15 protein-coding genes are annotated in these 19,874 nt (G+C 51.0%); 6 read left to right on the forward strand and 9 right to left on the reverse strand.

What is annotated here, in order from left to right; all coding sequences use genetic code 11:
* Positions 1–98: 98 nt before the first annotated feature.
* Together GWC94_RS07620 and GWC94_RS07625 are read left to right on the forward strand one after the other, a co-directional pair.
* Entirely contained in the window at positions 99–1,967 is a 1,869-nt protein-coding gene (locus tag GWC94_RS07620) for a sensor histidine kinase (protein ID WP_161834456.1), read from the forward strand.
* Positions 1,939–2,577: a response regulator transcription factor gene (locus GWC94_RS07625; protein WP_161834457.1), complete on the forward strand. Its 639-nt coding sequence runs from the start codon at positions 1,939–1,941 to the stop codon at positions 2,575–2,577. Before GWC94_RS07620 ends, GWC94_RS07625 begins: the two co-directional genes overlap by 29 nt.
* Positions 2,578–2,641: 64 nt before the next feature.
* Here the strand turns inward: GWC94_RS07625 and GWC94_RS07630 are convergent, their stop codons facing one another.
* The 3 genes from GWC94_RS07630 to GWC94_RS07640 all read right to left on the reverse strand — a co-directional run bounded on the left by GWC94_RS07630 (position 2,642) and on the right by GWC94_RS07640 (position 5,034).
* A complete protein-coding gene (locus GWC94_RS07630; RefSeq protein ID WP_161834458.1) occupies positions 2,642–3,040 on the reverse strand; it encodes a hypothetical protein in 399 nt (132 codons plus the stop codon).
* A gap of 157 nt (positions 3,041–3,197) precedes the next feature.
* The gene (locus GWC94_RS07635) at positions 3,198–4,169 is read right to left on the reverse strand and encodes a glycoside hydrolase family 43 protein (RefSeq protein ID WP_161834459.1); all 972 of its coding nucleotides are present in this window, start codon (positions 4,167–4,169) and stop codon (positions 3,198–3,200) included.
* Between the two features lie 97 nt (positions 4,170–4,266).
* On the reverse strand, positions 4,267–5,034 hold the full coding sequence (locus GWC94_RS07640) for a C40 family peptidase (RefSeq protein ID WP_161834460.1): 768 nt from the start codon (positions 5,032–5,034) through the stop codon (positions 4,267–4,269).
* A gap of 68 nt (positions 5,035–5,102) precedes the next feature.
* On the opposite strand from GWC94_RS07640, the gene GWC94_RS16930 reads away from it, so the two are divergent.
* Both GWC94_RS16930 and GWC94_RS07650 read left to right on the forward strand, forming a co-directional pair.
* A complete protein-coding gene (locus tag GWC94_RS16930) occupies positions 5,103–5,666 on the forward strand; it encodes an RNA polymerase sigma factor (protein ID WP_317163446.1) in 564 nt (187 codons plus the stop codon).
* On the forward strand, positions 5,666–6,025 hold the full coding sequence (locus GWC94_RS07650) for a hypothetical protein (protein WP_161834462.1): 360 nt from the start codon (positions 5,666–5,668) through the stop codon (positions 6,023–6,025). Before GWC94_RS16930 ends, GWC94_RS07650 begins: the two co-directional genes overlap by 1 nt.
* A gap of 99 nt (positions 6,026–6,124) precedes the next feature.
* Here the strand turns inward: GWC94_RS07650 and GWC94_RS07655 are convergent, their stop codons facing one another.
* Together GWC94_RS07655 and GWC94_RS07660 are read right to left on the reverse strand one after the other, a co-directional pair.
* Positions 6,125–11,365 (reverse strand): HYR domain-containing protein, encoded by a 5,241-nt coding sequence (locus tag GWC94_RS07655; protein WP_161834463.1) that lies wholly within the window; start codon positions 11,363–11,365, stop codon positions 6,125–6,127.
* Positions 11,366–11,383: 18 nt separating this feature from the next.
* Positions 11,384–11,881: a hypothetical protein gene (locus GWC94_RS07660; protein WP_161834464.1), complete on the reverse strand. Its 498-nt coding sequence runs from the start codon at positions 11,879–11,881 to the stop codon at positions 11,384–11,386.
* Positions 11,882–12,331: 450 nt separating this feature from the next.
* On the opposite strand from GWC94_RS07660, the gene GWC94_RS07665 reads away from it, so the two are divergent.
* Positions 12,332–13,108: a LytR/AlgR family response regulator transcription factor gene (locus GWC94_RS07665; protein ID WP_161834465.1), complete on the forward strand. Its 777-nt coding sequence runs from the start codon at positions 12,332–12,334 to the stop codon at positions 13,106–13,108.
* An 86-nt stretch (positions 13,109–13,194) separates the two neighbouring features.
* Here the strand turns inward: GWC94_RS07665 and GWC94_RS16810 are convergent, their stop codons facing one another.
* Positions 13,195–15,471, reverse strand: a complete 2,277-nt coding sequence (locus GWC94_RS16810) for a tetratricopeptide repeat-containing sensor histidine kinase (protein ID WP_161834466.1) — start codon at positions 15,469–15,471, stop codon at positions 13,195–13,197.
* A gap of 270 nt (positions 15,472–15,741) precedes the next feature.
* On the opposite strand from GWC94_RS16810, the gene GWC94_RS07675 reads away from it, so the two are divergent.
* Positions 15,742–16,920 (forward strand): cation:proton antiporter, encoded by a 1,179-nt coding sequence (locus tag GWC94_RS07675; RefSeq protein ID WP_161834467.1) that lies wholly within the window; start codon positions 15,742–15,744, stop codon positions 16,918–16,920.
* 24 nt (positions 16,921–16,944) lie between these two features.
* Here GWC94_RS07675 and GWC94_RS07680 read toward each other — a convergent pair whose 3' ends face one another.
* From GWC94_RS07680 to GWC94_RS07690, 3 genes are all read right to left on the reverse strand, one after another.
* Positions 16,945–17,454 carry a cupin domain-containing protein gene (locus tag GWC94_RS07680; RefSeq protein ID WP_161834468.1) on the reverse strand — a complete coding sequence of 170 codons (510 nt, stop codon included), beginning with the start codon at positions 17,452–17,454 and terminating at the stop codon, positions 16,945–16,947.
* Between the two features lie 8 nt (positions 17,455–17,462).
* On the reverse strand, positions 17,463–18,722 hold the full coding sequence (locus GWC94_RS07685) for a nucleoside recognition domain-containing protein (protein WP_161834469.1): 1,260 nt from the start codon (positions 18,720–18,722) through the stop codon (positions 17,463–17,465).
* A gap of 95 nt (positions 18,723–18,817) precedes the next feature.
* Positions 18,818–19,864 carry a phosphotransferase enzyme family protein gene (locus tag GWC94_RS07690; protein ID WP_161834470.1) on the reverse strand — a complete coding sequence of 349 codons (1,047 nt, stop codon included), beginning with the start codon at positions 19,862–19,864 and terminating at the stop codon, positions 18,818–18,820.
* Positions 19,865–19,874: the final 10 nt, after the last annotated feature.

Here is a 19,874-nt window from a genome sequence, read left to right on the forward strand (position 1 = left end):
GTAACCATGTTCACCCGTTCCTTATTCTTTGTTCCTTGTTCCCCTGTTCCTTGCTCCTTGTTCATCTGTTCCTATATTTGACCATCATCCCCTTGTTGATGCCGATATCCCTGCGTGTGGTTTTGTTACTGTTGCTTGTTTCCTGTTGGAAGGGCGGCCTGTTGGCCCAGGATAACAGCACGCATTTTTATCTGTATGAAGACACCTCGCGTTACCCCGATCCGCAGCGGGTATTGCAGCTGTACCGGAATCACCAGGTAAAACAGGCGCCGGATAAGGGAAAGAATCCGGGTTTTACACGGTCGCTTTTCTGGCTGCTGTACGAAAACCCGGTTGACAGACCGGCAGATTCCCTGCTGCTGTATATAGGCCACCACCATATTAACCGGATCCATTTTTATTTTATCAGCGACAGCAGCACACTGCTGCAGTGGGTTACCGGTGATTATTTTCCTTTCCGCCAGCGACCGGTGGAGGCAACGGGGTTTTATTTTCCCATCAACAAAAAAGGCATTTACCTGGCGCAGATAGACAAGCGGAACGAATCGTTACAGCTCTCCTATTACCTCACCGATAAAGTCCGTGCCCTTCGCGAAGAATCGGGTACCAAAACCACGGTCTTCCTTTTTACCGGTATGCTGCTGCTGCTGGTCATTTTCGGTATCTATCTTTTTATCATGGAGAAAGACAGGCTGTACCTGTACTATATCCTCTATATCGGTTCGGGCTGGCTTTGGGTGTTATCGAATGCGGGTTATGGATTTGAATACCTCTGGCCCAACCTGCCCTGGTTTGCCAGTAAAGCCCGACCCATATTTGTGGTGGTGCCGCTTATTTTTGCATCTATATTCCTGGTACGGTATATCGGTGGCATAAAAAGCAGGTGGCTGCTCAACACATTTCGTTCCATCAATACGCTGCTGCTGGGCTGCATCGTGCTGACGCTTTGCCTGAACGACCAGAACCAGCAGAACAACTGGTGGCTGTACCTGCAATACCTGGTGCCTATATTCCCGCTTACCTATATCATTCTTTCATTCACCATTTTGATTTCCGCATCCTGGCGTGGCAACCGGCTGGCGGTGTTTTACCTGGTTTCGCAGTCGGTGCTGCTGGTGTCGGCAGTGCTGCAGGTGTCTTTTTCACTGGGCAGTCTTAACCGCTTCGATCATTTCTTCAGTCATTATGGTCTTGCTTTCGGCTATGTGGTGGAAGCAATCATCCTCACCGCCGGGCTTGTATACCGGTTCAGCCGGTATCGGCTCGACAAAGAAAACCTGCTGATAGAAATGAACCGGCAGCAGCAGGAAAACACGCATGTGCTGATGCAGGTGCAGCAGGAAGAGCGCAGTCGCATCGCCACCCAATTGCACGATGTGGCCGGATCCTTACTTTCGGCGGTAAAACTCAATCTCTCATCGATCAGGGAAAAAAACCTGTTCCTGCAGCCCGATACATCGGCCAAGTTTGAAAAAACCGAGGAAGCCGTGGGCATCGTATCTGATATGGTCCGTAACCTCAGCCATGCGCTGAGTCCTGTCATGCTTACGCAGGTGGGCTTTCGAACGGCGCTGGAAAAATTGGTGGGTATCTTTAACGCATCGGGCAAGATCCATATGCAATTGGTGGTGATCGGGTTTGACAGGTATGAACCAAGACTGGAGCAGTATTATTTGGCGCTTTACGGCATTGCCTATGAGCTGCTCAACAATATTGCCAAACATTCGGGCGCCGGTCATGCGCTGTTACAGGTATCGGAACATGAGGATGTGTTCAGCCTTATTGCGGAAGACGACGGCGTGGGACTGGAACAGGTGTCGGGCGATGGATTGGGACTGGCAGGCATCCGGTCAAAGACAAACTATTACGGCGGTTCGATGGCCATTGACCGCAACGAACCGAAAGGACTGATTGTAACGATAGAAATACCCATTACCTATGACACCAAGCAGGATCATACTGGCTGACGATCACCAGTTCATGCTGGAGGGCGTACAGTCGATCTTAAAAGACGATGCTTCCCTGGAAATTGTGGCAACCGCGCACAATGGCCATCAACTGATGGATGCCGTGGCGCAGGAAAGACCCGACCTGGTGGTTCTTGACCTCAACATGCCGGGATACGATGGACTGCAATGCCTGGAAAAGATCAAGCAGCAGTTTCCGCGTGTGAAGGTACTGGTACTGTCCAATTATTCGCAACCCGACCTGGTGGGCACGGTAAAGAAAATGCAGGCTGATGGGTACCTCGTAAAAAATTCAACCGCCGCCGAATTGCGGGATGCGATCAGCATGCTGTTATCGGGCGAGACGCATTTTCCGGCCACCGAAGAACTGAAACCGGTTTCGGAAGACTCTTATTTCTTCGATGAGTTCCTGAAAAAATACCAGCTCACCAAACGGGAAGTGGAAGTGATCCGGCTGGTATGCCGCGAGATGAGCACCAAGGAAATCGCAGCCGAGCTTTTCCTGAGCGAGCTGACGGTCAACACCCATCGCAGGAATATCCTCAAAAAATTATCACTCAAAAACGTGGCCGGCCTGGTGAACTTTGCCAAACAAAACCAGATTTTGTAACTGCAGGAATGTTGACATGTCGGTATCCGAGAATTTTGAAACCCCTGTCTTTATTTACTGCAGCTTACCGCCTGCTGTATACCTTATCCCCCATCCGCAACTCGGATTTCGATACTTTCATGGTCAGACCGATCACCCTGGTTTGCTGCCAGCTGCCGCCGGTAAATTGCTGGTGATAGGCTTCCCAGTAACCGGCGCGTATAAACTCCACTTCCTTTATACAAATACCACCCAGGGCCGAAGACGGTAATGCAGTGCCCATGGCGTACACGGTGCCGGTGCCGGTTTGATGCAGGTCAACGCCGCTGATGCGCACCATCGCCCCGGTGGCGGTGTCTTTCCATATACCGTTGATATCGGCCGCTGAAAAACCAACCTGGTTCGTCGCCTCCCGTATATCTCCCCTACAACCTGTGAATACGGAAACCACCAATACAAGCAAGACCAGCCTGTTGTTTCTCATAAAGCACCCAGCGTTTAGAAGAACAAATCTATCCCTCCCAAACGCCCCCGGAAATCCCTATTTATAAGTATTGTTCACCCCCCATTCCCCTGTTCCTTGCTCCCCTGTTCCCTGTTCCCTGTTCCTTGCTCCTCTGTTCCCCTATTCCTCTCTTCCATCACCTTCTTCTCGCCGGGGTAAACAGACTCAGGTCCCATTCGCGGAGCCAGTGTATTTCCATCTTCCCGTCGGCGGTGATGGTGATGGGCAGGAATACGTATTCGGAATCGGGTTTGCCGCCGCCGTTCCATCGGTCGCCCATATAAAGATAGGCATCGGTATAACCGGGTATTTTGAAGATAAAGCAGGGCTGCGAGTTAAAGGAGTTGTTACCCGCATCGCCGGTAAACGGATTGCCGCCCCTGGTGTACGGACCGAGTATGGCCGAAGAGGTGTAAAAGGTGCCGGGGTTGGGCGTCCATCCCGAACACTGGCTTGTAAGTAAATAATACACCCCCCTTCTTTTCAGGACGCCCGGCCCCTCGCAATGGGCATTGATATCCGAATCGTTGGTGGTGATGTCGAGATAATCTTCTGTCAGCTCCACCATACGGATGGTGCGGTTCACATGGTCTGCGGCATAACCGATATAGGCTTTTTTGGTTTCCGGTTCGAGGTACATGCCGATATCGCGCGACTCATGCCCGTTGGGACGGAAATGTTTTTTTAGCACGAAAGGGCCTTCCGGCTTATCGCTGGTGGCAACACCGAGTTCGGCAACATCGTAATTACGGCTGTCGTAGTGAAACCACATCACATAACGATTGTTTTTGGGATCGTAAATGACTTTGGGTCTTTCCAGCACGGGTATTTCTCCCTTGGTAAGCACCACGCCTTCTTTTTTCCAGTTATACAGGTCTTTCGAGGAATAACAGGATACGCCCTGTGGTGTTCCCCTGTGCTCGCCGTACCAGTAAAAAGTGTGTGTGGAATCAACATACAACAGGTTTCCGCCATGGGCATCGATATGCACACCGTTTTCGTCGAGCCATTGCCCGCCGGGTTTAAAGGAACTGTAGCGCGGCTGTGAGAAACCGGCTGTAACCGATACCTGCAGCAGCAGGCATACCTGCATGAGCCTGAAAAGCATATCCGTATGTTTTTTTATCGTTTGGTTTGAAAATTTTTTCTACAATAAAACAGGAAGTATGTCCGCCAAAAAATGCGGGCTCCGTAAAGAATCCATGTTACCCATTGATCCGCCTGATGATCCTGAGTGTATGCGTGCGCTCGCCGGTATCGGAACTGACAATACCCATATTGTCGATGGGATCGATGCGTACGCGGCCGGAGGAATGAATGATCCTGTCGGGACCCAGCAATATGCCCACATGGGTGATGCGGCCTTCTTCGTTGTCAAAAAAAGCAAGATCACCCTCATTCGCTTCCTGCAGAAACCCGACAAGTTCGCCTGTTTCTGCCTGCTGGTAAGAATCGCGGGGCAGCTGTTTGTTGAAAAAAAGGAATACCTGCTGTACAAAGCCGCTGCAGTCTATGCCAAATACAGAGCGTCCGCCCCAGAGATAGGGCGTATTGAGGTACTGCCTGGAAAAAGCCACCAACGCCCTTTTATCGAACGGCGTGCCCGATGGATCATGGCGTTTGCCCGCGTAGGAGCAGTGAAAAGCGCCGATGCTGCCCCGGCCGTTTTCCAGCATATCGATGGAACAGCCCAGGGGTACCTGCATGGTTTGATCGTTGAACAGGATCGTGTTGATCCATTCTGCCGTAAGCTGTTTGTGCCAGGTCTTCTCCGTTTCCGGCACCTCGGCAAATTGTGTGCGCTGGCACCAGCCTTCGTATCCGTCAAAAAGGGCGCGGATACGTAGGAAATCCCGGGTCGTTTCCAGCAGTTCGGCTGCCTCCCCAAACAGCATCTGGCTTACCATCTCAGTCCTGTGCGATGCCTCTTTGCGCATCGGGGATATGGGAACGATACAAACGATCATATTCATTTGCCGAGTTTGCGGAAAGATATGGAAATTTACAGGGGCTGCATCTAACAGAAAAGCTATTTTCAGGCGTGGCGCAGGAACGATACGACCATATTGAAGACCAGGAGCTATTAGACAGGTTCTATAAAGACCGTAACAACGAGTGGCTGGGCATACTGCTGCAGCGGTATACACTGCTGTTGCTGGGTGTGTGTATGAAATACCTGAAGAACGAAGAAGAAGCCCGTGATGCGGTGCAGCAGATATTCCTGAAAGCGATCATGGAGCTGGAGAAATACCGGGTATCGTACATCAAAAGCTGGCTGTATATGGTGGCCCGCAACCATTGCCTGATGAAGCTGCGCGATAAACATGTGACGGTGCCGGTAGAAGAGAAAACACAGCTGGCGGCAACCGAAACGGACAAAAACGAGCTGGCCGATAAGGAGCTCACGCTTACACAGCTGGAAGCGGCCCTGGAAGAACTGAGCCCGGAACAGAAAAATTGCATCCGTCTGTTCTACCTGCAAAAGAAAAGCTACCAGGAGATCGTTTCTATTACAGGCTATACGCTTTTGCAGGTAAAAAGTTATATCCAGAACGGTAAACGAAACCTGAGAATACTGGTCGAAAAGAAAATGAAACAAAGGTAATGGCAGACCTGAAAGACATATTGAACAGTGACGATGAACTGAACCACGAAGAACTGATGCGCTACCTCGAAGGGAACGCATCGGAAGAGGAACGTTTTGCCATTGAAAAACAGATGGCCGATTCTGCTTTTGTAGACGATGCGGTGGAAGGACTGCAGCGTTTCAAAGACCCCGGGCAGGCGCTCAGCTACGCGGACCAGCTTGACAAACAACTGCAGAAATACACCAGGCTCCGCCAGGCCCGCAAACGCAAACGCAGGCTGAAAGACCAGAACTGGCTGGTGATTGCCATATTCGGCATTCTGGCGCTCTGCGTTGCCGGCTACCTGCTGATCCATTTCTTTATGCACAAAGGATAAACCACCCTACAAACACCGATCATAGGTATAAAAAGCAAAGATCTCCCTCGGGAGATCTTTGCTTTTTATACGGAAGGTAACACGCAGTTACCAGGGTTACTACCCTCTTGTCTTGATCAGTTGCACCACTTTTCTTCTGCCTCCCTGGGTAAACTCAGCATAATACGTGCCGCTGCTGTAGGTATGTCCTACCTGCAGACTGCTGTTTGCCTGGAGTTTAGTCCTTGCCTCAACCGTTCTTCCTGTTCCATCCAGCACACGGAGACTAACCGGAGCATCGCTCCTGCTTGTGAGTTTGAGGGTGAAATAGGTGGTTGAAGGGTTCGGCATCACGGTCACCGCAAGTTCCGCTTCGGAAACAGCAGCTGCAGTGGTGGCTTTTGCAGCCATTTCCTGCGTTACCGTTTGCTTCGTGGTGGTTGCGAAGGCGCTGCTGCTGCCGCTGTTGCAAGGAGCCTGCTCACAGCTGCCCAGCCTGTCGCCACCATGACCGCCGCAGGTGCCGTTCAGATGCGCCGGCACGGCGTTAACCGATATCTCTATGGTATGTGAACCGTTCTTACCGTCTGTGGCATGACATACAAATACTTTGGCACCGCCTTTGGTTCCTGGTACACGTATATCGGTTACACAGATGGTAATGCTTGTTGTGTAACTGCAGTTGTACCTGTTGGTAACCGTTACCACGAATGTGTAACTGCCGGCCGCCACCGGTGAGAACACCGGCGCTGCACTGCTTGTGCTGTTCAGCAGGTTGGTGGCACTGCCCGTCCAGCTATACCTGTAAGGTGCACCCACTGAGGGCAGTGTACCTACCTGCAGGGCTGTGCTCTGCGCACCATAACCCAGGTAGAGATTGGTTGCCACACCACCGGTGTACGTACTGGTTGTCGGAACAGACGTGATATACGGTGCAAACACCGCTCCGATCGCGATCTTCTGGATGGCTGTTCCTGTGTTTCCGGAAGGATCTGTCGCTTTCCAGGTACGGGTGATCAGATTGCCGGTTGTTTCATCTGTATAAGTGATCGAAGAAACATGGCAATTGTCTGTTGCCGTTGCCGTACCTGTTGCCGCCGGTGCAGTTGCGCCGCCGCAGTTAACCGTGGTATCGGCAGGTGCTGTCACCACAGGTGGTGTTGCATCCGTAACCATAATGGTCTGGTTCTGCGTTGTGGTATTGCCATTTCCATCATCGTATTTCCATACAATGGTGTAAGTGCCTCTTGTCGTATAGATCAGCTGGTCACTTGTTGTGGCAGTGATTACGCCTGTACAGTTATCTGTCGCTTTTGGTGCGTTGATAACCACTGCTGAGCATAGACCCGAGATCGTTGGCAGGGTTGCCACCTGCGGAACAGGAGCCGTAATGTCTTTCACGATCACGGTCTGCGTCTGCGAAACGGCATTACCGCTTGCATCCCTGTATACCCAGTTAACCGTGTAGGTTCCCTGAGCTGTATATACCAATGGATCTTCTGTAACGCCACTGATGATTCCGCCGCAGTTGTCAACTGCTATAGGAAGCGGCACTGTTACCGAGCACTCGCCTGTAAGTACCGGCAATTCTGCTACAGTCGGAACAGGTGCGATATTGTCTTTTACCGTTACGGTCTGCGTTTGGGTTACGGTAAGACCGCTCAGATCAGTTGCTGTCCAGGTAATGGTGGTAACCCCTACCGGATAAACCTCATCCAGCGCCTTACCATCGTCTCTCACACCAGCCACGCTTGCCAGTCCACAGTTGTCCGAGGTCGCGGGTGCCGTAGCAGCCACCGCTGCGCCGCAAACGCCTGCGTCGTTGTTTACGCTGATATCAACCGGGATATTCATCAGCGGAGCCTGGTTATCCGTTACCGTTACGGTCTGCGTTGCGGTACTGGTGTTGCCGGATCTGTCCGTTACAGTCCAGGTAATCGTGGTAACCCCAATCGGGTACCTGCCTCCGGTGAGGAAGGAACTGCTGTTGTTAACCACGCTCTGCACACCGCAGTTATCCGATGCCACAGGCGAACCGAGGTTCACCGCAGCGCCGCAATAACCCAGGTCTGCATTTACGCTGACAGAAGCGGGTGCCGTAATGGTCGGATTGGTCACATCCACCACGGTACCGATAACCACCGGCTGCACGGCCGATACGCAGCCATTTGCCGTTCTGACAGCCGCGTAATATGTGCCTGCTGTCAATCCGGCAAAGGTGTTGGAAGCCTGGTAGCTGCCGCCGCCATTTCTTGAATACAGATAAGGTGTGGATCCGCCTGTTACCGAAACAACAAGGCTTCCGCTGGCACCGCCCGCACAGGCAACATCGGTTTTTTCTACCGAAACAATGGGCTGTCCGTTCACCGTTACGATTGCCGTAGCGGTGCCTACATTGCCGCTGCCATCGGTTACGCTGAGTGTAACCGTATTGGCCCCCACATTGGCCGAAGTAAAGTCTGTCTGGCTCAATGCATAAGAAGCGATACTGCAGTTATCGGTAGAACCGTTATTTATCTGCGCCGGTGTGATAACGGCATTGCCGTTTTGATCCAGACAGACAGCGATATTTCTTGTAACAACCTTAGGACTGATATTATCCACCACTGTAACCGTTGCTGTGCCCGAGGCAGAATTGCCCGCGGCGTCTGTTACGATCAGCGTGGCGGTATTATTGCCCAGTTTGCTGCAGTCGTACACATTGCTGGTACCCGTGCTGGCATAAGACGCCTGTACACAGAGACGTTTTACCGTTCCGTAACAGGGATCGCCAAATATTGCATTGCTGGCGGCAATGGTAAAGCTGTTCTTACCGATGGCCTGGCTCAATACAGACATGCTGAGCGAAGAATGACAGGCTCCGAGCGCAAAATTACCGCAGGTTCCGGTGGGTGATCCGTACGATGCAAAATCGATGGCACTGATCAGTTTCCCTGCCGGCGCGGTGATGGTAAGCCAGCTGCCCTCTGCCGCTGTTGCGCAGATGATGCCGCTGCTGTTGGTAAGGAAGGTTACGGCGCCGCAGTTATCGGTACTGCCATCATCGAGCGATGCGGCATTCAGCGTTGCCTTACCCGTGTTATCGAGGTAGAGGGTTGTGTTCTTTGTTTTAACAACCGGCGGTACATTATCCACCACCGTTACATCAAACGAAACAGACGGTGTTCCGCAGCCATTTACCGCAGTAACGGTAACATGCGTGATGCCCTTGTTAAAGGTCTGATCGCTTCCGGTGCCTGTACCGCTGGCGGTAGTTGCCCCGCTAAAGGTATAATTCACGTTTGGTGCCGGTGTACCCGAAACCGCAAGTGCATAGTTCACCACAGCGTTGCAGCTGTTTGCTGCCGTGGAAGCCTGCAGGTAGGGATTGAGGTTGCTGAATACCGGCGCCGTGCAATAGGCAGTGCCTGTTACGGCAAAACGGTAGGTTGCTTCGTCACAGTCCGTGTTGTTGATGGTAACCTGCGCATTCTTCACACCTGCGGTTGCCGACTGGAATACCAGGCTGAAACCGGCCGTTGCACCTGGCGCCAGAGAAACGGGCAGGGTAATACCACCCATGGTGAAATCACCTGCATTTGCTCCGCTGATACCGATGGATTGTACGGTCAGGACACTGGTACCGCTGTTCTGGATCACAAATGATTTTGTAACCTGTGTTGCGGTAGTCACCGTGCCAAAACCGGTGTTATCGTTTTCAGATGGTGTCTGTGAATCATTTACAATATTGGTATTGTTACCGGTAAGATTGATTTCCGGCGCCTGTACGGTAATGTTCTGTGTACAGGTTTGAGTATTGCCATATGCATCGGTAGCGGTCCATACAACGTTGGTAACGCCTATCGGGTAAGTGCCTGATGCATCTGCCGAATTATTGAAACTGTTTTTGATCACGATGTTCGCAGAAGCCGTACAGTTGTCGGTTGCAGTAAGTGCAGGTACCGTCACCGCAGCGTTACACGAGCCCTGCGGGGCGGTGATGACAAGGTTTGACGGACAGACGATGACCGGTGCCGTATTATCAACCACTGTGATCACGGCGTTGGCAGTGGCGGCGTTCCCGTAAGGATCGGTTACCGTAAGCACAACCGGGTTGTCGCCGATATTGGTGCAGGTAAAACTGCTTTTGCTAAGCGTAAATGTCATGGAACAATCGTCTGTAGAACCATTGTTAACCGCAGCGGGTGATACCGTTACCTGGCCATTGCTTCCCAGCGCGGCCGTAAGGTTCTTCGCCACCGCCACCGGCGGATAGGTGGTCAATTCAATGGTGGAACTGGTGGACACGGTGGTGTTATTCGGTTTGGCAAGCGTTACCGTAAGATTGCGTGTTGCCGAAGATACACCGCAGTTGTTCTGGTAGGTGATATGACGCGCAAGACTGGTTATGATCTCCGGTGTTACGTTATTGCCGAATACTTTCACGTTATCGATATACAGCGATGCACCGGCTGCCCTTCCGCAGGTCTGGTCCCAGGTTCCGGAAACGAAGACAAAACGATAGGTGCCCGTTGTTGGAACGGATACACTGGCCGGGGCCCAGGCTGTTGCCGCAGAAGTATTGGCGCCGGTCTGGTTGAGTACGATAGTAGATGCCCCGGTATTTACATTGACGATATAGCAGAAAATATCATAAGCGTCACTTCCGCCGAGTGCCCGCCAGTCGAAAGAAAGCACATCGCCGGCATTTGACTGAAACGGCGCGCTGTAGGCATAGCCTCCGTGCACCACATCACAGCCAAGGGCTGTGGTCATGGATGCATACAACCGGAGCGACTGGTTGCCCTGTGTTTTTTCGGTGGTGCTGAACTGGTAGCTGTAAGTGGCAGATGCCGGCACGTTCAGGTCTTTGTTCCTGGTATTGGAAGGATAGGTAGGATCCGCAGGTGTGGTGAAACCGAACAACTGCGTCTGACCTAAAAATATCTGTTGGTTTACCACGGTCCAGCCGCTCAGTCCCGACTCAAAAGAAGGGTTCTCGAAGTTGGAGGTGAAATTGATCCTGAGCTTCTGCCCGTTCTGTCCGTTCAGCACACCATCGATGGAACCGATGATATTGGTGCCGGTTCCGTTACCGAGAAAAATACCGGTGCCTGAAACGGATATGGCGCCCAGATCATTCGGGTTGGCGTCGCTCTTGATACCCAGTTGGTCGCCGAGTGATCCGTTGGTGAGATCGAACAGCATATAACCGCCGCCAAAACCGTCACCACCCGTAACGGTAAAGTTCGGGTGAATGGTAATGGCGGGTGCATGTTCTGTATACGTTGAATTGGTAATATTCGTGATGGTCTGGGCATTCGCACCGGCGGCAATCACCCATACCAGCAGAATCCCTAAAAATTTGTACAAATGTTTCATAAGTGTTCTTAAGTAGGGTTATTGTGCAATGGTTACCAGCAATTCGGTCAGTTCAATGTCTGTCACGAGTGCCATCAGGCCAGACTCGCGCACCAGTACCGACAGTTTGCTGTTCTCGGCAAAGCAGGCGCCTTTCAGTGAAGCGTTGGCATCAACCGTCAGTTTCACCGCAGCATCATCGGGGTTCTGGGTCTTTTCGGTGCCGTTCTGGAAAACGCGGTACTTCCAGGAAACCGTTTGCCTGTCGGAAGAGGTATTGCTGATCCTGAACTGGATCATTTCCAACGGACCGCAGTCTACGTATTGATAAGATACGGTTACGGAACCGCTTGTTTTCAGGGGATGCCATATACCGGCGGTACTGTCTTTCTGAAGACTGCCGATGGCGATCCTGTCCTGTGCCCTCGATTTACTCGTCGAAAGGAGGATGGCAACAAGAATAAAAAGAGCAAGTAAGCAACACCTGGCAACCAGGGAGAGCTGCTTGCTTCTTACTGCATGGGTTAGCTGTCGCATGTTAGGGTATTTGTACGTTTTGGTTTGCATGTTTAGGATGGTTGATATGGTCCGGCCGTTCGGGAAGACAAAGGCTTCCTTAGGGAATAAATTGCCTGCTTTATTTATCTGTTCAGGATAATGTAGGCTGGCTTAGCGGATACCGGATTGAAGAAGACACCAATGTGGAGGAACAGGTCAGAACCTGCGTGGGTATTGCCTGGGTTGCAGACAGAGAACCCCTATCTCATTAGCAGTCATTTAGTTACAAAAACGCGGGCCGAGGGTACCTTGTTTTCATGGCGTAAACATAGGACAGCCATATTACCGCAAAAAACAAATTTGATAACCCCTTTTAATTAGTAGACAAAAACCCCAACCCAGTAGATGAGCATTTAAAACCGCGCTAAAAATCATTATTATCGCTTTTTACCTATTTTGTAACCGGTTAGCAAAATAGCTGAGGGCATTATGACGTACTCCTGTATCGCGGTTGAAGACAATATTATAGAACTTCATTCTCTGGTTTCCAAGATCAAGAAGATTACCAAACTTTCGCTGGCCGCCTCCTTTGAAGATCCCGTGCAGGCCGTGCACTACCTGAAAGAGAACGAAGTTGACATCGTGTTTTCCGATATAGACATGCCCGATCTTTCGGGTATCTCCCTGCTCAGAAGCCTGAAAAAACCGCCGGTGTTCGTGTTTATCTCCGCGCACAGCGAGCATGCCGCTGAAAGTTTTGAACTGGATGTGATCGATTTTATCGTAAAACCCGTGCAACTGGACCGGCTGATCAGGGCCACCGACAAAGCCGTGGAGTATATCCTGGCAAAGAAAAAACTGGGTGCGGAAAAAAGCCTGCCTGCCGCGCAGGTGATGCAGGACATGATCCGCACGATAGACGCACAGGATTATTTCTTCGTAAAAGAAAAGAACAACTACATACGGGTGAACATGGGCGATGTGCTGTACATAGAAAGCATGGGTGATTTTTCGAAGATCATTACCGTGGGCGGCAAATCGCATTTCATACTGGTAAGCCTTAAGAACCTAGAAAAACAACTGCCCGACCGGTTGTTTGCCAGGATACACAAACAGTATATCATCAACCTGCTCCATATCATTCATATCGGCGCTGCCGATATCAAACTCACGGGCAATGCCGTTGTTCCGCTCAGCGGCGCATACCGTCAGTTATTGCTCGATAACATCGTTGCCAAGAAAACACTGACCAGGTTTGGGGAATAATTAATAATACAGGGTAAATTGTTTTATTGCTGAATGGCTGCATTGTTTTGACAATGCAGCCATTCAGCAATAGGGGCGGTTTCTTATCAAACTGCTGCCGGCAGGGCAACATAGAACCTGCTGCCCTGACCCTGCGCGCTTTTTACCGTTATGGTTCCGCCCATCATGGCGGCAAAATGTTTGCAGAGCATAAGACCCAGACCGGTGCCTTTCTCTTTCTGCGTGCCGCTCGTGCTTTCCACCGACAGTATCGCGGGGTTATTGATGTACTGAACCTTGGTTTCCGCCATGCCCACGCCATTGTCTTTCACAGCAAATACAATGGCAGCATCCTGCCGGTCTGCAGACAGTTCAAGCATATCGCCCGGCCGCGAGAATTTGATCGCATTGCTGAGCAGGTTGCGCATGATGAGCTCGATCATATTCCTGTCGCCACTCACATACAAACCCGGCATTAGTTTATTCACCGCTTTGAGGTGTTTGTTCTGCAGTACCCGGTCCATTCCCGCCAGGGTGCGTTCCGCCACCTGGCAGATATCAACATGCTCGATCACCGGTCTGAAGCCCTTCATCTGGCTGGCCGACCAGTTCAGCAGGTTCTCCATCAGCGTAGAGGTGTGATCGAGCGTGCGCTTGATCTGGTTCACATACAGCTGCAGCGTTTCCTTTTCAATAGCTTCTTCTTCGATAATCGAACTCAGTGCAACGATATTGTTCACCGGCCCGCGAAGATCGTGGCTTACGATACTGAATATTTTGTCTTTCACATCCACCAGTTCTTCGAGCGACTGCTTCTGTTCCGAAACAAGCCTGTTCAGGCGGACCGTTTTTCTACGGCTCTGGTAGATCAGCATGGCTGCAACGATCATAACAATGACCACCACGGCGAGGAAAAGGGACAGTCGCCTGTTGGAAGCCAGCTGCACATTTTTGAGACCGATCTCCTGTGCGCTCGTTTTCTGCCTGTACTCAGACTCCATCTGTTCGCGGTGCAAAAGACCTGCCTGCTGTTCTTTTTGTTTCTGCAATTCAGCCTGCCGCTGGAGAAATACAAGGCGCTGCAGTCTTTTTTCCTTATCGCTGATCTGCAGTTGCTGGTTGCGGAGCAATATCTCCTGCTGCTGCTGCCGCAATCTGATATCCGACAGCTGCTGGGCGTTCTGGTAATCTTTTTCCCTGATGTCGAAATCGATCTTCATCTGCCTGCGGGTGATCTCCTGTTCTTTTTCGCGCGAGAAAATACTGTCGCGCACCAGTATCTCTTTTTTGAAATAGATCAATGCGCTGTCGTAATCGCCTGTTCTTTCATGTACGCTGCTCAGGGCGCCCAGCGCATCGCCTACGCTGCCCATACTGCTGTTTTTTCTTGCAGCAACCAGCGCCTCGTGCAGCAAGGCCAGCCCGCTGGCTTTTTCCTGTGCCATGTTGGCAAGAAAGCGGCCGGCATATACCAGGTTATCGGGATAGGATTCTTCATCCTGTTTATCTTTCAGGATGGCAACGGCCTGCAGGTAATTTCTTTTTGCGGCAGCCACATCGCCCAGTCTCTCATTCAGTTTTCCAAGTGCGGCGTAAAAGGAGGAGATCAGCGACTCATCTGCTGTGAACAATGATTTTTTCAACCCTTTATCCAGCACCGAAGCTGCTTCGCGCCAGCGGTTGGCCGGCTGCACACCCATGCGTTGCAGTTCCTGGTCTGTTGCGTTCATATAAGTACTGGCAATCTCCTGGTAAGCCACTGCCATCCCTCTCCCCTGGTTGTCTGTTTCAAAAGAGCGCAATGCTTTTTTGATATACTCCATCCCTTTTTCTTTCTGTCCCATATTATTGTAGATATAGGACATATTCATATAGCAGCTTGCAATGTCGGCGGTATCGCGCATTACCGTGAAAGTGCGTAAGGCCTGTTCATGCGCGTCGAGCGATTTGGGATAATCCTGTATCGTCATATACAGCGCCCCCAGGTTCAGCAAAGAGCCGCCTTCCATCCGCAGGTACCCGGTCTGGCGGGCGTTTTCTATGGCTTTGTTATAATACTGAATGGCCCTGAAGCGGTCTGCATTATGGAACATCGCCCCCAAACGGTTATACAGGTAGGTGATCGGTTTGCGGGTGGGCAGTCTGGAAGCAACCAGTAATGCGGAATCGATGTACAATTCCATCCTTTCCGGGTTTTTCAGTTGCAGGTAAGACCGGGCGATGTCTTTCAGCAGGATGCATTTGACAGAATCGGGGGAATGGTGCTGGTTATTCAGCGAAAGCAGGCTGTCGAGCCTTTTGTTCTGACCTACGGCAGGAACGGCATAAATCCAGAAAAAAAACAAAAGCAGGAACCCACAGGTTCCTTCGCAGCATTTTCTCACACGTATACAGTTTTAGCTAATCCGTCAGCAAAATACGACAAGAAAGCAAATCATCATAGATCATTTCAAACACCACAATGGATCAGCCCTGGATGGCCTGGAGGTTTTCAGTCGCCGATTGACGGGGCCGTTTTGGTGATCTGTGCAGTTGCTAATAAATCAGTCGCATGGATTTTTCCTGAGCGTTCTGATGCGCAAAATTTATATATAAGCAGCCATACTGCCGAATCCGTATTTTTACCCCGGACACATATTTGGAAAAATCATCGTATGACGGCATCCATTATCATTACCATATGTGTATTGCTGTTGATCGCTTATATATTCGATCTGACCTCAGGCAAAACAAAGATACCGGCTGTTATCCTGCTACTGCTGCTGGGGTGGCTGGCAAGGAGGATATCTGAGTGGCTGGAGCTCCGGATACCGGATCTTACTACCCTGCTACCCGTATTCGGCACCATCGGTCTTATCCTGATCGTGCTGGAAGGATCACTTGAACTGGAACTTAACGCATCAAAAACAAAACTGATCCGGAAATCTTTTATCGTGTCGCTGGTACCTATGCTGGTGCTTGCATTTGGACTGGCATACGCATTTCAGTTATACGGGCAACCTGATTTCAGGCAGAACCTGATCAATGCGATCCCCCTCTGCGTTATCAGCAGCGCGATAGCCATACCCAGCGTGAAGAACCTGGGCTCCGGAGACAAGGAGTTCATCATTTATGAGAGCAGCCTGTCAGATATACTCGGTGTATTGTTCTTCAATTTTGTCGTCATCAACGAAAGCATCAATTTTTATTCTGTAACCGGATTTGCATGGGATATCATTGTCATTGTCATTGTATCCTTTATCGCAACCATCGGTCTCGCCGTACTGCTGAACAGGATCGATCATCATATCAAGTTCGCGCCGATCATCCTGCTTGTGATACTGATATATGAGCTGTCTAAAATATTTCACCTGCCAGGACTGATCTTCATCCTGTTATTCGGTCTTTTTCTTGGCAACCTCGATGAGTTGAAAAGATTTGCCTGGATACGGAAATTACATCCGGAAAAACTGAACGAAGAAGTACACCGTTTCAAATACCTCACGCTTGAAGCCACATTCCTGGTAAGATCGATCTTCTTCATCCTGTTCGGATACCTGATAGAAATTGCAGAGATCATTAACCCGGACACGCTCGGCTGGGCTGCCGGTGTGGTTATTGCGATCGTATCATTGAGGGCCATGCTGCTAACACTGAACCGGCTGCCTTTGTTCCCGTTGCTGTTTGTTGCCCCGCGCGGTCTGATTACCATCCTGCTGTTCTTCGCCATCGAACCGGTCAACAGGATCCCGTTGATGAACCGATCGTTTATCATACAGGTAATCATTTTCATGGCTTTTCTTATGATGATCGGGATGATGAGAAAATCCCCAAAGCGCTTCACCCAACCATAAAATCGTTTCAGACCGCGTTTTTTGTCACTGTCTGCACAACCTTCGGATTACTGTCGCATGACTGGGATATGCCGATAAGAGTTCAGCCTGTTTTGCCAATTCAAAATCTGCAAAATCGAATCCCGGTGCAACAGTGCAGCCTACCAGCGAATAGCTGCCGCCCAACGCTGTTTCGGATGCGAACCAGCATCCGGCAGGAACCACTGCCTGAAAGGAACAACCATTGACAGGATCGTTACCCAACCGGATCAACCCATATCGCCCGTCGGGATAAATTACATGAACCTGCAGCGGATCACCCGCATAAAAATGCCAGCACTCATCGCTTTGGATACGGTGAAAGGCGGAGAAATTTCCTTTCTCCAGCAAAAAATAGATCGCTGTGGAAAAAACCCGGTCCCCGGTAAAACGCCCGGGCAAGGAAGCGGCTGCCATGGTTTCCGCGGCACGGTAGGTTTCGCGGTAATACCCGCCTTCGGGATGCGGCTGCAGCTGCAATTGCCGGATAAGGTCTTTTACGGCCTCGTGTTGCATGACAGCGATCATTTAAAGAAAATATAAGCGATCACGATCGCGGAAATAACGCCGATCAGGTCGGCGATCATACCGGCCCAGATGGCATACCGTACTTTTTTAATACCCACACTGCCAAAATACAGCGCTACGATGTAGAAGGTTGTATCTGCACTGCCCTGGAAAGTGGAGGCCAGCTGCCCCACAAAACTATCCGCGCCATGCGTCTTGAAAATATCCAGCATCAGTCCCCTGGAACCACCCGCACTGAAAGGGCGCATGATTGCCACGGGCAGGGAAGGCACAAATTCGCCGCTGAAACCAAGCGAGGTAAAACACCAGGTGATGCCGTTGATGATCGCCTCCAGTGCACCGCTCTCACGGAATACACGGATGGCAACCAGCAGTCCCACCAGATAAGGCAGCACTTTGATCACCACTTCCCATCCCTGCTTTGCTCCTTCGATGAAGGCACTGAACACATCCACTTTTTTGCGCCATCCGCCAATGATAAATGCACACACAACGAATAGCAGGATCATATTACCCAGCACATTGCTGAATGTTTCCTTTGTGAGCAGGCTGGGTGTCGGTAGGTCTTTTTGCGAAGGCAGGCTGTGGATAAAACCGGCAAACAACAATATCGCGGTGATCATACCCAGCAGCCAGAGCACCAGCACCCTGTCGAAACGCAGACGCTGGTAAACACCCGTTACAATGATACTGGCTATCGTGGCGATGGTTGTTGCAATCATCAGCGGCACAAACACACTGGTTGGGTTGGTGCTTCCGCCGCTTGCCCTGTATGCGATGATGGATATGGGAATAAGCGTAAGCCCGCTTGTATGCAGCACCAGGAACATGATCTGCGAATTGCTCGCGGTGTCTTTCGACGGATTCAGTTCCTGCAGGCTGCCCATGGCCTTCAAACCAAAGGGCGTGGCTGCATTATCCAGTCCCAGCATATTGGCGCTGAAGTTCATGACCATCTGTCCCATCGCCGGGTGTTTCTCCGGCACTTCGGGGAAAAGGCGTTTCATAAACGGACCCAGCAGCCGTGCAAGGAAATTGATGGCGCCTGCTTTTTCGCCGATATTCATCAGTCCCATGAAAAAGATCATCACACCCGCCAGCGGCAGCCCGATATCCATCACGGATGATTTGGATGCATCGAATATGCCTTCCACCAGTCGCTTGAATATTTCGTAATCCTGGAAGACAATGAGTTTGATCAGCGCGATGATCAACCCGATCACAAAGAACAGTATCCAGACGTAATTGAGGGCCATAAGCGGGTATTATAGAGTGAAAATAGCGAAAGCCGCAGAATTGGGCAATTCAGGTGCTGTCCGCCTGTTCTTCGCAGCAAAAAACGGGCAGGGATTTATACCGCGCTGCGCAGGGAAACTTCCATATCGGAGAGCTGATCCAGCAGTACCGCCTGGTTGCCGGCGCGCACCAGGTTCTGACCGGGGTAAGAGGACTGATAGTATACATCGTTGCTCAGGTAGTCTGCCAGGAAACGCAGCGCCTGCATATAGATCATGAATTTGCCGGCATACAGGAAATAATGCTTTTCCGTAGCCGTGAGTTCATCGGCCATAACACTCAGGTAGCCTTCGGCGATGGCTTCATAGAAGGCGCGCCGCACTTCTATTTTTGCCGTATCCGCCTCTTCCTCGCTTACGGGGCACAGGTAGGTGCGCATCATATCGCCCACATCGCTGATAAAATAACCGGGCATCACCGTATCGAGATCGATTACGCAGATGCCTTTGTTATGTGCATCGAATAACACGTTGCTGATCTTGGTATCGTGGTGGGTTACGCGCAGTCTGCAGGACGGGTCTTTCTGAATCCGTTTGTAGTCATCCACGATATGGCTGTTGCTGCGCAGCTGCCTGATCATGGATGCGGTTTCTTTAACGCGCTCCTGGTTACCCAGCCGCACCGCCCGTTCAAATTGCTGATACCGCAGCCCGAGATCGTGAAATGCAGGAATGGTGGCCACCAGCCGGCTGCTGTCGAAGTCCCTTAGCACCGCCGTGAATTGGCCGAACTGCCGCGCGGCTTCATAGGCTTCTTCCGGCGCCTGTACAATGTTCTTGCTATGCGATCCTTTGACAAAGGGAAACACCCGAAAATAGCCCTGCACCGGGTCGTGCACCATCGATCTTCCATCCGGTGTGGCAATGGGCGCGGCGAAAAAATAATCCGGGCACGCGTTTTCCAGATGCTGTGCGATAAGCGCAATATTATTGTCAATATCCTCCGGGTGGCGGAACACTTCCTGGTTGATCTTCTGAACGATAAAAGACGTTTCGCCCTTCACCAGTTTCCAGGTGGTATTGATCAGCCCCTCCTGCAAAGGGATGACGAGGGGCGCCGGTTCACCGGCAAGACCATATTGCTGCAGTATCGACTCAAGCATGGAGAAATAC

Origin of the sequence: Sediminibacterium soli (genome assembly GCF_009939225.1) — a bacterium.
Taxonomy (GTDB): Bacteria; Bacteroidota; Bacteroidia; order Chitinophagales; family Chitinophagaceae; genus Sediminibacterium; species Sediminibacterium soli.